Raw genomic sequence first — 14,027 nt, 5'->3', positions numbered from 1 at the left:
AAAAAAGGAGCCTCGGGCTCCTTTTTTGTTGGTGTATCAGGCTGAGAAGATGCATCGTAACGATGGCAGGCGGAAGTGTTGCCGTCATTTCACTTTGGGTATGACCACCATCTCGCACTCGGCCATGATGTCCTGGAACGACTGTTTCTCTTTGCTGAATGGCGCAATCAGGTTGCCCAGGCCAAAGGCCGATGTGGCCATTCGGATCAGAGCCTGAGTCGGACGAATGTTTGAACCGTCTTTGTTCTGAATCCGCAGTTTCCAAGCGCGCATTCCTAGTGTCTGCCCGCCCACGCACCAGAAGTAGGTGTAGAAGCTAATCACTGCGGTTGCCAGGTAGGCCGGGTAAATCACCCCCACCACCGGATGGCGAGTCATGTAGTCACTGACATCTTCGTAACCGGTAATGTCCACCAAGCCGGTTGACAGCAGAATCGCCATTATCCCCATTGCCAGGCCTCCGGCCAGCATGAGAACCGCGGCAACGACCAGGCTGTCGTACAACCAGGCGGCAATACGGCGGAACAGGCTGGGATACTGTTTGGCAGAAGAAACGTCCTGTTGTTTTTTCGTTTTCACAAGTGCGTCCAATAGTTAATCACAAAAGACTGGGCGCAGTGTAACAACTTCCAGGTAGGCGGGAAATGGCCGGTGGGCCGGAAATGAGAGGCTGCCTGCGTTGCTTGAGGTGGGGCATGGCCGTGAAAGCGAAAAATAAGTCATTGTTGGTCAAATATAAATCAACAATGATACTTTTTATCGAAAGCTCACGAACAGCTATTGCGCTGCTTCTGCGGATACGTATAATTGGCCGAACTGCCCGGGTGGCGAAATTGGTAGACGCAGCGGATTCAAAATCCGCCGGTGAATAACTGTGCCGGTTCAAGTCCGGCCCCGGGCACCAATTTCAAACAACAAAGCCTCGACGAAAGTCGGGGCTTTGTTGTATCTGCACCTTCTCAGCGTTGCTTGCCTTCGCTACTGAACCGGATCTCGTTGCCGTGTTCACTCTGGCTTTTGTCGTTTTTGTTCAAACTTTCTTGTTGGCCAAAGCACGCTTGTTTATCAATCCTGCCTTATCTATCAAACTGTCTTGTTTTTCAAAGTTATCTTGTCGACCAATGCAGGCAACGTAGCCTGTTTTTTTTATTTTTCCTGTGAAAATAACGGGTTTGCCATCAGGCTCATATTTTCGACATTCCCTGCCAGAGCCGACCTCCCAGCCCGTTAGAAGCTGGCTATGTTTTCTATACACGGTTGCCGAATGCCTGCCGCTTGTCTGCGTGCCTGCCAGAACAGAAGCAAACTCACTCAAAGCAGGGGAGGCTTGCCCATGGAAGCTGTTCGACCAGCCGTACCGCTTATGTACCCGAGTGCGAGAGAAGCCGGGGCTTTGCTGTATTCGCACTGCAAAAGTCTGACAACGTGCCTACCACAATAAGGGAGATAATATGGTAGCTAAAAGTTACTTTCATCGTGGCGGAAACCAGCCGTTACTCGGAAAAACAATCTCGCAGCAGTTTTCGGAAGTTGCCGCTGCATTTCCGGATCACGAAGCGGTGGTTTCGATTCCCCAGCAGCGTCGGGTAACCTATCGCGAGCTGGCTGATGAAATTGACCTTCTGGCCAAGGGATTAGTGGCCGCCGGATTCAGCAAAGGTGATCGGGTGGGGGTCTGGTCGACCAACAACCTGGAGTGGATCCTGATGCAAATGGCCACCGCGCGTGTTGGTATTGTCCTGGTTAACATCAACCCGGCCTACCGTACCCGCGAGCTGGCTTATGCCCTGCAATGTTCAGAAGTGCAGGGCATTTTTATTATTCCTTCTTTCCGCGACAGCAACTACATCGGGATGTTGACGGAATTACTGCCTGAACTGAAAAGCCGACCGTGTGATCTGGCCTCACCGCTGGGCAACCCGGATTTCCCTTTCCTGCGAAATGTGGTGGTGTACGACCCGCAGCAACCGATGCAGACCGCCCGCCCGGCGCAGGGGTTTGCGGTCTGGTCTGACATTATCGAAGCCGGTCGCGCCATTTCCGATGCGCAGCTGGAGGCCGTGACGGATAGCCTGGACTGCGATGATCCCATCAATATTCAGTACACCTCGGGCACCACCGGATTTCCGAAAGCCGTTGTACTCAGCCATCTTAATATTCTAAACGATGCCTATTTCTCTGCGCTGGCGATGCACTTTACCGAGAATGACCGTCTGTGCGTGCCGGTTCCTTTCTATCACTGCTTCGGCATGGTGCTGGCAAACCTGCTGTGCCTGTCGGTTGGGGCTTGTATCGTGATACCGGCTGAGCATTTCAACCCGCTGTCGGTGCTGAAAGCCGTGGATCAGGAAAAATGTACCGCCTTGCATGGGGTACCCACCATGTTTATCGCGGAACTGGATCATCCTGAGTTTAAACAGTATGACGTCAGTTCACTGCGCACCGGGATCATGGCCGGGGCGACTTGTCCGCCAGCCTTAATGATGCGAGTGATGGGGGAACTCAACTGTCGTGAAATCCTGATCGGCTACGGGCAGACCGAAGCCGCGCCACTGAGCCATTTGACGGAAATTGATGATTCCCTGGAGCGCCGGACAGAAACGGTGGGCAGGAACCTGCCGCATCAGGAGGTCAAAGTGATCAATGTGGAAAACGGGGCCACGGTACCGTTAGGGCAACCGGGTGAAGTCTGTTTCCGCGGCTATAACCTGATGCGAGGCTATTACGGGAATGAAGAGGCCACCCGTGAGGCGATTGATCCGCAGGGCTGGCTGCACTCCGGCGATATTGGGGTCATGGACGAAGAAGGTTATGTCCGCATTACCGGTCGGATCAAAGAAATGATCATCCGGGGCGGTGAGAACATCTACCCGCGTGAAATTGAAGAATTCCTGTACTCCAATGACAAAATTCAGCAGGTTGCGGTGTTTGGGGTACCGGATGCCTTTTATGGGGAAGAAGTGGTGGCTTGGGTGCAATTGCATCCGGGAGAAGAAATGACCGAAGATGAGCTGAAAACCTTCTGTCAGGGGCAATTGACCCACTTTAAGATCCCGAAAGTGATCCGTTTTGTGGATAACTTCCCGATGACCGTGACCGGTAAGCTGCAGAAGTTCAAAATGAGGGATCTGGAAGTTGAAAAGGAAAAGCAGGAGCAGGAAGAAAGCACGAATGCCGTGACTTAAATTGTCGGGGGAACCTTAAGCACTTGACATTAAGCACCTGACATCAAGCACTAAGTATTAAATTTTAAGTACCTGGCCCCAGCAAAAGCTGGGGCTTTTTTATTTACTGTGGTTTTCGAGTGAGATCTCACTCTTGATTTTATGGCTGACATTATTTCATGAAATAACGTTACTCCGAAAAATACAAATACCGAATTCAAATCAAACTTTCGCTGTTTACTTTTTAAACTGAGATATTCTTCACGATTAATGCAACCGGTTGCGCTTTCTGTTTTCACCATGTTCATATAGAATTTTTTTGTCATGTAAAAAGTCTATGGATGTGAGAAATGGAGAGCAAAATGAAAAAGATTCTTTTATGTTGCAGTGCCGGAATGTCAACCAGTATGTTGGTTCAGAAAATGCAAAAAGCGGCGCAGGAACGCGGCCTTGCCTGTCAGATAGAGGCGCATCCGGTCAGTACGTTTGAAGAGACAATCCAGCAGTATGATGTCTGCCTGCTGGGGCCCCAAGTCCGGTTTCAACTGGAAGAACTGCGTAAAACTGCAGGAATTTACGGCAAGCCCGTTGAAGCGATTCCCCCAATGGCGTACGGCATGATGAAAGGGGATGAAGTGCTTGATCAGGCGCTATCGCTAATGACCGAATAATTCCGAAACCAACAAATGAATATTTGTTGGTTTTTTCATTTTTAAGAAATAAATCATCTCTCTATTTATTTTCATAAATAGGGTAAGGCTCCTTATTGCCAAATAAAAGGATTTACCTATGAAGATTTACGAAAGAGTCATGCATGTTGTGGAGCATTATATTGCCCCAATGGCGGCGAAAGTGGGTTCGCAAAAACATGTTCGTGCAATGCGTGATGGTTTTATTACCGCGATGCCATTTATTATTGTGGGCAGCTTTATTCTTATTTTCGCTTTTCCTCCTTTTGCTGAAGACACCCAGAATGGATTTGGTAAAGCCTGGCTGTCATTTGCGACCACCCATTTCGATACCATCATGATGCCGTTCAATATGACGATGGGGATCATGACCATTTTTGTCTCGCTCGGCGTTGCGTACAGCCTGGCCCGATCCTACCAGATGGATGGGATCACCAGCGCTGCCTTGGCGCTGATGAGCTTTCTTCTGGTGGCTTCGCCAGTCAAAGACGGGGGGCTGCCCACTGGTCATCTGGCCGGAACGGGGATCTTTACCGCAGTGATCTGTGCCTTTTTCTCGGTCGAACTGATCCGCTTTTTGAAAAAGCACAACATCACTATCCGGATGCCTGAGCAGGTTCCGCCCGCTATTGCCCGCTCGTTTGAAATGTTGATCCCGGTCTTGGTGGTGTTCATGACCCTTTATCCCCTGAGTCTGTATATCCAGTCTCAGCACGACATGCTGATCCCGGATGCCGTGATGGAGATGTTCCGCCCGCTGATTAGCGCATCGAATACACTGCCGGCAATTATTGGGGCATTACTGGTGTCCCAGTTGCTGTGGTTTGCCGGTATTCACGGGGCGGCCATTGTGGTGGGACTGTTGTCGCCGATTTTCCTCACCAATATCGGTGCCAATATTGATGCCTTTGTTGCTGGTGAGCCGATTCCGAATATTTTCACCCAGCCGTTCTGGGATTTCTACATCTTCATTGGCGGCTCCGGGGCCACGCTGGCGCTGGCGATTCTGATGGTGTTCAGCCGCTCGGTTCATTTGCGCAGCCTCGGACGTATGAGTGCTGTGCCGGGATTTTTCCAGATTAATGAGCCCGTTATTTTTGGGGCCCCGATTGTGTTGAACCCGCTGCTGTTTGTCCCGTTCGTCTTTGCCCCGATAGTGAATGCTGTAATTGCGTATTTTGCCGTTCAGGTCGGGTTTGTCGGGATGGGAGTCGCAACCACTCCGTGGACAACGCCGGCCATTATTGGTGCTTCCTGGGGAGCCGGATGGACATTGACCCCGGTGCTGTTGGTGATCGGTCTGCTCATCATTGACCTGCTGATTTACCTGCCGTTTTTCCGCATGTTTGAAAAACAGCTGTTGGAACAAGAGCGCGCGGTGTCGGAACCACCGGCGAAGGCCAAAACCACAGCCGGAACTGGGGTAACGGCATAACATTTGTAACATTTGTCGGCTGCGGGATGGCTGCAGCCGACATCGCATTTAAGCATTGTATTAAAGGAGAAACAGTATGGTGCAAGACCTGGATCAGGAAGCAGTCGTGATGGACATTATTGTTAACGCGGGTGAAGCAAGAAGCTTGTGCTATGAAGCGCTGGCAGCTGCTCGCCAGCAGCATTACCCGCTTGCCCGGGAGCACTTGCAGCAGGCCAAAGCTTGTCTTAACCGGGCACACTTGACCCAGACCCAGTTGATTGAAGCGGATCAGGGAGAGGGGAAAGTCAAAATGACCCTGGTGATGGTACATGCTCAGGATCACCTGATGACCACCATTCTGGCCCATGAACTGGTAGCGGAAATGGTGACAATGTACGAAAACATGGCTGCAGACAGAGGATAGACGCATGGCAAAGTTACCGATCAAACTTGCGATTATCGGGGGCGGCAGCAGTTATACCCCGGAGTTGGTGGAAGGAGTGCTGAAACGACGGGAGCAGTTACCGGTCAGTGAAATCCATTTTGTGGATGTCGAAGCCGGGTTGGAAAAGCTGGAGATCATTGCCGCGCTGACCCGACGGATGATTGCCAAAGCCGGGGCGGACATCACTGTAACGGCATCGTTAGATCGCCGGGCAGCCATCGCCGGAGCCGATTTTGTGATGACCCAATTTCGGGTGGGCGGCTTACAAGCCAGAGCCCGTGATGAGCGGATCCCGCTGAAGTATGACGTTATTGGTCAGGAAACCACGGGGCCGGGCGGTTTTGCCAAGGCATTGCGGACGATCCCCGTGATCCTGGATATTTGTAAGGACATTGAGGAGTTGGCTCCTGATGCCTGGATGCTGAACTTCACAAACCCGGCCGGTCTGGTGACAGAAGCGGTTCTGAAATACACCAAGGTGAAAGCGATTGGTTTGTGTAACGTGCCGGTATCCATGAAGATGATGATCGCGGCAATGATGGATTGTGAGCCTGATGAATTATCTTTGGAATGCGCAGGGCTTAACCACCTGGTGTGGGCTCATCGCGCCTGGTTGAACGGTAAGGACGTAACGGCGGAAGTGCTGCAAAAAGTCGGTGATGGTGCCGGCTATACCATGAAGAATATTGCAGAAGAGCCATGGGATCCGGATTTCCTGAATGCATTAGGCGCGATCCCGTGCCCTTATCATCGCTATTTTTATCAGCCGGATGCCATGTTAGCGGAAGAAAAAGCGACGGCGCAGACTGAAGGTACCCGAGCCGAGCAGGTGATGAAAACCGAGCAGGAGTTGTTTGACCTCTATCGGGATGAAACGTTGGCAGAAAAACCAGCTCAGCTGGAAAACCGGGGAGGTGCGTACTATTCGGATGCTTCCCTGAACTTGGTGGATGCGATTTACAACGATCGTAAAACCGTACATGTGGTGAATGTCCGCAATAACGGCACTATCTCTGCGCTGCCAGATGCTGCCGTGATTGAGTGCAGTGCGGTGGTCGGGAGCTGGGGAGCCAAACCAATCACGGTGGGCAGCCTGAGCCCGGCAGTATTGGGCTTGATCAGTCAGGTGAAAGCCTATGAACAGTTAACGGTTGAGGCGGCTGTTCATGGTAACTATAACCAGGGACTGATGGCACTGGCGAATAACCCGCTGGTTCCGGATATCCATCGTGCCAAAGCAATCCTGGACGACATCCTCAGAGAAAACCACGACTATTTACCTCAGTTTCATGCTGGCTGAGCAAGGCCGTGGCTTAGTGTTTTAGGTTCAACAAGGCCCTGATGTAATGCCACAGTAGTCAGGTATAGCTAAGTGTCGCAAAGGTGTTGCAAAGGTGTCGCGGTTGCCATGGGTTACAAGACCCTATCTATCAAGGTGCCATCCATCACAAGGAGTAAAGGAAAGATGCACGTCATATTTAATGCCGATGATTTTGGGCTTACCCTAGGAGTGAACTTAGGCATTGTGGAGTCATGTGTTGCCGGGGTCGTACGCTCAACCACCCTAATGGTTGGGATGCCCGCGGAGCAGCAGGCTGTGCAGCTGGCGGGCAACACACCGGCATTAAAAGTCGGGGTGCATCTGCGTTTTACCGCAGGCTCGCCACTCACGGCGGCATCCAGCCTGGTGAACGAGCAGGGAAAGTTCTTACCTTACTCGGCGTTTTGGGCGCATCAGGGAATGTCCCAGCAGCAAATCGCTGACGAAACCACGGCGCAAATTGAGCACTTTTTGGCGCAGGGGTTAGCGTTGAGCCATGTTGACAGCCATCATCATGCGCATACGCATCCTGAGTTGCTGCCGGTTATTGAGGAAGTGGTGCAGGGGTATCGGGTACCGCTCAGGGGAAGCGGGTTAGCCGGAAGTACGTGTCGTTATGCCTTTGAGTCTGGTTTTTATGGCGAAGAGCTGACCTTGTCCCGATTGACGGCACTGCTTGATGGCCATCAGGGGCGGTGTGATGTGCTGGAAGTCATGACCCACCCGGCTCTGGTTGATCAGTCGTTGCTCGAGCTGAGCTCGTACAACATCGCCCGTACCCGTGAACTGGCGGTCCTGACGGATCCTCGTTTGCCTGAATTGTTGAAGCAGCGGGGAATAACCGTTGCGGATTATTCGTCATTATTCTGATCCCCCCCGATGATGCTCAGAGATGTCTGAATGGGGTGGAGCGGATACCTTTGTACGGTAAGGCGTGGCAAGCTACGGCAAATGTTCTGCAAACGCCCTGAACAGAAGCGCGGCAAAATTGTGAGCTATTCGTGAACATGGTCGCCAAGATCACAGGCACTATCAGCGTTGACGTTACAATCACCGTTGAATCGGGCGCTGTCGAACTGGTGACATGATGTCAGGTTAAGTAAGCTGCCGGTACCGGCCTTTCCCCCTTTTGCAGGCACAGGTTACCGGCGGCTTACCCTTTCTTGGGGGGCTTTGCGGTTCTTTACGGCAGGCGGGTCGATTTTGCCGAGCGTGTTTTGTAAAGTGCTGAAGTTTGGCTGGACGGGTGTGGTTTTGAATACCATCGTCAGGGAATAAACAGTGCCCTTTGGCACAGGTATCTATCATAGCAATAAGTGGCAAGCGGTCTCAGGGAGCTAAATGTAAAGAATGGCAAGTATTCAGGATGTGGCCAGTCTGGCCGGTGTGCATCGTTCAACAGTGTCGCGCATTATTAATGGCGAAGGAAAGTTTCGTTCTGATACCAGACGCAAGGTTGAGCAGGCTATGGCGACGCTAAATTATCGTCCCAGTGCAATAGCCCGCTCTCTTGCGACCGCATCTTCGAACATGACGGGTTTGTTGGTGACCTATTACACCGGTGGCTTTTTTGGTGAGATGATGGAGCAGGTACAGAATGAACTGGATCTGCACAAAAAATTTCTGATTACTGCGCAGGGACACCACAGTGCTGATGGAGAAAGAGAGGCGATTGATCGCTTCCACGCTTTGCGCTGTGAGGGGTACGTGCTTAACAGCCGTTATTTAAGTGATGACGAGCTGAGAGAGCTGGCTGCCGAGTCCACACCCTTTGTATTGCTGGATCGCCTGGTCGAAGGGTTAGAGGATCGTTGTATCACGTTTGATCATACGTTGGCCGCGAAAATGGCTGTACAGCATCTGATTCAGCAGGGGCATCGGAATATCGCCTGTATTTCCGGCCCGATGGACAGAATCAGCAGCCAACAGCGTTACCAGGGCTACCTACTGGCTATGCAGGAAGCCGGGTTACCGGTTAACCCAGGGCTGACTGTGTTTGGTGATTACAAACGGGAAAGCGGATATCAGGCGGTTCGGGAGCTGTATCAGACCGGGATGACGTTTTCGGCTCTGTTTTCCTGTAATGAAGAAATGATGCTGGGAGCGGTGTTGTATTTCCATGAGCACGCGATTGATATCCCTCGTCAGGTCGCCCTGATTAGCTTTGACAGTGTGGATTTGTGTCAGGGGCTTTATCCTCCAGTGTCCGAAGTGTATTTTCCTCTCAGCGAAATGGCCCAATCAGCGGTTAAATTATTGATTAGCAAAATCAATGATACCAGCTTCTGGGGCCCCCAACACTTTGCCCCTCAACTTAGACTACGCTGAGTTTTGTTGCCCGTTGCGGAAAATTTCAGCGATTGAACGTGCAGCAGCGTGAAATGCGAGAAAAATAATTGTATATCAAATCCGTATACGTATAATGAGCGCCATCTGCCCGGGTGGCGAAATTGGTAGACGCAGCGGATTCAAAATCCGCCGGTGAATAACTGTGCCGGTTCAAGTCCGGCCCCGGGCACCAATTTCAAACAACAAAGCCTCGACGAAAGTCGGGGCTTTGTTGTTTCTGCCATGCCTCATTTTCTCCCCCATTTTTGTTCTTTATCACAATTAACCTGTGATCATTCTACTTCAGCTCTGAATCGGACCAATATCCCGCTAAAATACATCTTTCTTTTTAATTATTTAAGAGAGCAGGGACGTTGTCTTCGCGATTAGCTAACAGCCGCTACGGCAGCATTGTCGAACGGGTGAAATCTGAAATTCAGCAAAAGATTTGGCGACCGGGCGAACGGGTTCCTTCTGTCCGGGAAATGAGTAAAGCGCACGGGGTCAGTGTAATGACGGTCCTCAAAGCGTATGAGTATCTCGAAAGTGAAGGCTGGATTCATGCCAAAGCCAAGACTGGCTATTTTGTGTCACCTCATTTTAATCGCTTGCCCTCACCGGATGTGAGCATTCCGCAGCGGGTAAACCGCTCCATTAACATTAATAAACATGTTTTTGATGTCTTACGTGCCTGCAAGCAGCCGGATGTCATGCCCTTTGGTTCCGCCTTCCCTGATCCCAATCTATTTCCGCTTCAACAACTGGGCCGAATATTCAGTCAGTCCTGTAAGGGGTTACCTGCTAACAGTGGGTTGGTGGACTTACCGCCTGGCAGCCTAGAGCTACGACGGGTGTTGGCGCAACGTTATTTGCGCGAAGGAGTGCCGGTAAGTCTGGATGATATCGTCATCACTTCTGGTGCAATGGAGTCATTGGGGTTAAGTCTGGCGGCCGTCACTCAGCCGGGTGACACAGTGCTGATTGAATCACCGGTTTTTTACGGCGCGTTACAAACGATTGAGCGGCTTCGCTTAACGGCGATTGAGCTGCCGACAGATCCTTATTCGGGAGTTTCGATCAAGGAGCTAGAAGCAGCGCTTTCTGATAAGTCAGTCAAAGCCTGCTGGCTGATGAGCAAGTTTCAGAATCCTCTTGGTGCCAGCCTGTCTTTAACAAAGAAAAAAGCTGTCTATGAGCTGCTGGCCAAGAATGATGTTCCTTTAATAGAAGATGATGTTTATGCCGAGCTGTATTTTGGGAAAGAAAAACCAGCTCCCATCAAATCACTGGATGACAGAGGGCTGATCTTACATTGCTCCTCATTTTCTAAATGCCTGGCGCCGGGGTTTCGCGTCGGGTGGGTGGCGGCAGGGCGGTATGCTAAGCAAATTGAAGAGCTGCAATTTATGTCAACGCTTTCGGTCGGGGTGCCCAATCAATATGCGTTAGCTCAGTATGTTCAGCATGGCGGGTACGACAACCACCTCAGACAATTACGCCGTACACTGATGCAGCGACTGAAACAAATGCGTCAGGCCATCGTTGCGGCATTTCCCGATGGAACTCAAGTGACTCAACCCAGCGGAGGTTATTTTTTATGGGTCGAGTTACCGAACCAACGAGTAGATACCTCACAGGTTTTATCGATTGTATTGCAGATACATCAAATTAGTATCGCACCCGGTACGTTATTTTCATCAGATGCCAGATATCGTCACTGTCTGCGAATAAACGGATCTTACGCTTGGAGTGAAAAAACAGAACAAGCCTTATTGGTTCTGGCTGAGTTTTTGCGCCAGCAGTGCCTGGAACAATAATCCAGTTCAAATTAAGACCTCACTGTTCTAGAGGTTAACCCTTTGCTCTGTACTACCTTCATTGTGTTGTGCCATGTTGCAATTGCGCCTTCATTAATAAGAGAAGGGACATGGCTATATGTTAAAAACAAACGAACGGTCGGAAGTAAAACTCATTGCGGTTTCATTAATTTGTGCGGCACTGCTGGTCATTGGGCATCTCATTCTGGCAAAAAGCCTGGCTGACAAGTTGTGGGTTGAGTATTTGGCTGCCGCGATTCCATTTCTGTTATTCGGCATTGGGGTATTCGCGGTGAAGTTTGCGTTAGCTAATGATAAATGCTCATAAAGCTGTTTTTGACGAAAGTGAATGCCCTGATGAGATGAAAATAAGCATAAAAAGGTAGGTGTGATTGTTTTTTGTTCGGTTGGTTCGTGTGGGGCATTTTTTTTGATAATTGGGGTTGCGCAGAAAACTAATCTCTCTATAATGCCGCCTCACTGACACGGAGCACGGCGAGATAAGCCAGCGACGTGAAAGAAAAGTTCTTTAACAATTTGACCATGCAATCTGTGTGGGCACTCGTGAACTGATAGTCAAAAAGATTTATCGATGAACTGAGTGACCAATTCAAAATGACTTCGGTTATTTTGGCACAGTCAATTTAATTCAGTATTCATCGAGCCAAAACTTTAATTGAAGAGTTTGATCATGGCTCAGATTGAACGCTGGCGGCAGGCCTAACACATGCAAGTCGAGCGGCAGCGACAACATTGACCCTTCGGGGGATTTGTTGGGCGGCGAGCGGCGGACGGGTGAGTAATGCCTGGGAACATGCCTTAGTGTGGGGGATAACCATTGGAAACGATGGCTAATACCGCATAATCTCTACGGAGCAAAGAGGGGGACCTTCGGGCCTCTCGCGCTAAGATTGGCCCAGGTGGGATTAGCTAGTAGGTGAGGTAACGGCTCACCTAGGCGACGATCCCTAGCTGGTCTGAGAGGATGATCAGCCACACTGGAACTGAGACACGGTCCAGACTCCTACGGGAGGCAGCAGTGGGGAATATTGCACAATGGGGGAAACCCTGATGCAGCCATGCCGCGTGTGTGAAGAAGGCCTTCGGGTTGTAAAGCACTTTCAGCAGTGAGGAAGGCAGTATCGTTAATAGCGGTATCGTTTGACGTTAGCTGCAGAAGAAGCACCGGCTAACTCCGTGCCAGCAGCCGCGGTAATACGGAGGGTGCGAGCGTTAATCGGAATTACTGGGCGTAAAGCGCATGCAGGCGGCTTGTTAAGCCAGATGTGAAAGCCCGGGGCTCAACCTCGGAATCGCATTTGGAACTGGCAGGCTAGAGTCTTGTAGAGGGGGGTGGAATTTCAGGTGTAGCGGTGAAATGCGTAGAGATCTGAAGGAATACCGGTGGCGAAGGCGGCCCCCTGGACAAAGACTGACGCTCAGATGCGAAAGCGTGGGGAGCAAACAGGATTAGATACCCTGGTAGTCCACGCCGTAAACGATGTCTACTTGGAGGTTGGTGTCTTGAACACTGGCTTTCGGAGCTAACGCGTTAAGTAGACCGCCTGGGGAGTACGGTCGCAAGATTAAAACTCAAATGAATTGACGGGGGCCCGCACAAGCGGTGGAGCATGTGGTTTAATTCGATGCAACGCGAAGAACCTTACCTACTCTTGACATCCACGGAATCCTGCAGAGATGCGGGAGTGCCTTCGGGAACCGTGAGACAGGTGCTGCATGGCTGTCGTCAGCTCGTGTTGTGAAATGTTGGGTTAAGTCCCGCAACGAGCGCAACCCTTATCCTTGTTTGCCAGCACTTCGGGTGGGAACTCCAGGGAGACTGCCGGTGATAAACCGGAGGAAGGTGGGGACGACGTCAAGTCATCATGGCCCTTACGAGTAGGGCTACACACGTGCTACAATGGCATATACAGAGGGCAGCAAGACCGCGAGGTGGAGCGAATCCCACAAAGTATGTCGTAGTCCGGATTGGAGTCTGCAACTCGACTCCATGAAGTCGGAATCGCTAGTAATCGTGGATCAGAATGCCACGGTGAATACGTTCCCGGGCCTTGTACACACCGCCCGTCACACCATGGGAGTGGGCTGCACCAGAAGTAGATAGCTTAACCTTCGGGAGGGCGTTTACCACGGTGTGGTTCATGACTGGGGTGAAGTCGTAACAAGGTAGCCCTAGGGGAACCTGGGGCTGGATCACCTCCTTACCTAAAGACTGCGCTTTGCGTAGTGTCCACACAGATTGCTTGGTCGAAATGTAGAGAACATGTGTTCGGGTACCCAAACCCGAAACAAAAGGTCCCATTCGTCTAGAGGCCTAGGACACCGCCCTTTCACGGCGGTAACAGGGGTTCGACTCCCCTATGGGACGCCACGGGTCGTTAGCTCAGTTGGTAGAGCAGTTGACTTTTAATCAATTGGTCGCAGGTTCGAATCCTGCACGACCCACCATCTTCTCCTCGGAAGATGTAAAACATCGGAGGGCGATTAGCTCAGTTGGGAGAGCACCTCCCTTACAAGGAGGGGGTCACTGGTTCGAGCCCGGTATCGCCCACCACTCTCTAAATACTTTTCTGCACGGAGCCGCAGATTCAATAGCAGTAATGTTGTTGGGTCAGTTTCGTGACGCTGAAAGTCTTTAGAAAGTGGCTGCCGCAAGGCAAGCACATGCTCTTTAACAATCTGGAAAGCTGACTAGTAATTCGATTCAGATGAATCGAAATTATTGTTTCTCGAAAGAGAAACGAGTTCTCAAGCAATACACATTCAAGTGTCTTGTGTAAGAAGAGTCCGGCAAAACAAACTAACCATCTTAACTCAGATGGAAA

11 protein-coding genes, 5 tRNA genes and 1 rRNA gene are annotated in these 14,027 nt (G+C 50.9%); 15 read left to right on the top strand and 2 right to left on the bottom strand.

Annotation, left to right across the window (positions count from 1 at the left end):
- Positions 1 to 84: 84 nt before the first annotated feature.
- Positions 85 to 579, bottom strand: coding sequence for an RDD family protein (locus FH974_RS13540; protein WP_047883751.1), 495 nt, complete (start codon positions 577 to 579; stop codon positions 85 to 87).
- 239 nt (positions 580 to 818) lie between these two features.
- Here FH974_RS13540 and FH974_RS13535 point away from each other — a divergent pair.
- Positions 819 to 904: transfer RNA gene (locus tag FH974_RS13535), tRNA-Leu, on the top strand.
- Between the two features lie 126 nt (positions 905 to 1,030).
- Here the strand turns inward: FH974_RS13535 and FH974_RS13530 are convergent.
- The gene (locus tag FH974_RS13530) at positions 1,031 to 1,315 is read right to left on the bottom strand and encodes a hypothetical protein (protein WP_146149718.1); all 285 of its coding nucleotides are present in this window, start codon (positions 1,313 to 1,315) and stop codon (positions 1,031 to 1,033) included.
- Positions 1,316 to 1,451: 136 nt separating this feature from the next.
- Between FH974_RS13530 and FH974_RS13525 the strand changes: the two genes are divergently transcribed.
- The 14 genes from FH974_RS13525 to FH974_RS13460 all read left to right on the top strand — a co-directional run bounded on the left by FH974_RS13525 (position 1,452) and on the right by FH974_RS13460 (position 13,756).
- Positions 1,452 to 3,185 carry an AMP-binding protein gene (locus FH974_RS13525; RefSeq protein ID WP_047883753.1) on the top strand — a complete coding sequence of 578 codons (1,734 nt, stop codon included), beginning with the start codon at positions 1,452 to 1,454 and terminating at the stop codon, positions 3,183 to 3,185.
- 341 nt (positions 3,186 to 3,526) lie between these two features.
- Positions 3,527 to 3,835, top strand: a complete 309-nt coding sequence (locus tag FH974_RS13520) for a PTS sugar transporter subunit IIB (RefSeq protein ID WP_207103343.1) — start codon at positions 3,527 to 3,529, stop codon at positions 3,833 to 3,835.
- A gap of 118 nt (positions 3,836 to 3,953) precedes the next feature.
- The gene (locus FH974_RS13515) at positions 3,954 to 5,288 is read left to right on the top strand and encodes a PTS sugar transporter subunit IIC (RefSeq protein ID WP_047883755.1); all 1,335 of its coding nucleotides are present in this window, start codon (positions 3,954 to 3,956) and stop codon (positions 5,286 to 5,288) included.
- An 88-nt stretch (positions 5,289 to 5,376) separates the two neighbouring features.
- A complete protein-coding gene (locus FH974_RS13510; protein WP_047883769.1) occupies positions 5,377 to 5,694 on the top strand; it encodes a PTS lactose/cellobiose transporter subunit IIA in 318 nt (105 codons plus the stop codon).
- Positions 5,695 to 5,698: 4 nt separating this feature from the next.
- Positions 5,699 to 7,015 carry a 6-phospho-beta-glucosidase gene (locus FH974_RS13505; RefSeq protein WP_047883756.1) on the top strand — a complete coding sequence of 439 codons (1,317 nt, stop codon included), beginning with the start codon at positions 5,699 to 5,701 and terminating at the stop codon, positions 7,013 to 7,015.
- Between the two features lie 165 nt (positions 7,016 to 7,180).
- On the top strand, positions 7,181 to 7,906 hold the full coding sequence (gene chbG / locus FH974_RS13500) for a chitin disaccharide deacetylase (protein ID WP_047883757.1): 726 nt from the start codon (positions 7,181 to 7,183) through the stop codon (positions 7,904 to 7,906).
- Positions 7,907 to 8,386: 480 nt separating this feature from the next.
- Positions 8,387 to 9,364, top strand: a complete 978-nt coding sequence (locus FH974_RS13495; RefSeq protein WP_047883758.1) for a LacI family DNA-binding transcriptional regulator — start codon at positions 8,387 to 8,389, stop codon at positions 9,362 to 9,364.
- 107 nt (positions 9,365 to 9,471) lie between these two features.
- Positions 9,472 to 9,557 (top strand) — tRNA-Leu (locus tag FH974_RS13490).
- Positions 9,558 to 9,738: 181 nt separating this feature from the next.
- The gene (locus tag FH974_RS13485) at positions 9,739 to 11,181 is read left to right on the top strand and encodes an aminotransferase-like domain-containing protein (protein WP_047883759.1); all 1,443 of its coding nucleotides are present in this window, start codon (positions 9,739 to 9,741) and stop codon (positions 11,179 to 11,181) included.
- A 118-nt stretch (positions 11,182 to 11,299) separates the two neighbouring features.
- Entirely contained in the window at positions 11,300 to 11,509 is a 210-nt protein-coding gene (locus FH974_RS13480) for a hypothetical protein (protein WP_047883760.1), read from the top strand.
- 345 nt (positions 11,510 to 11,854) lie between these two features.
- Positions 11,855 to 13,406 (top strand): 16S ribosomal RNA (locus FH974_RS13475).
- 91 nt (positions 13,407 to 13,497) lie between these two features.
- Positions 13,498 to 13,573: transfer RNA gene (locus FH974_RS13470), tRNA-Glu, on the top strand.
- Between the two features lies 1 nt (position 13,574).
- Positions 13,575 to 13,650 (top strand) — tRNA-Lys (locus FH974_RS13465).
- 30 nt (positions 13,651 to 13,680) lie between these two features.
- Positions 13,681 to 13,756, top strand: a tRNA-Val gene (locus FH974_RS13460).
- The last annotated feature ends 271 nt before the right edge of the window (positions 13,757 to 14,027 follow it).

Origin of the sequence: Photobacterium ganghwense, from assembly GCF_017329545.1 — a bacterium.
Classification (GTDB): Bacteria; Pseudomonadota; Gammaproteobacteria; order Enterobacterales; family Vibrionaceae; genus Photobacterium; species Photobacterium ganghwense.
Note: the sequence above shows the minus strand (reverse complement) of the source record. Positions and strands in the feature narration are given on the sequence as shown.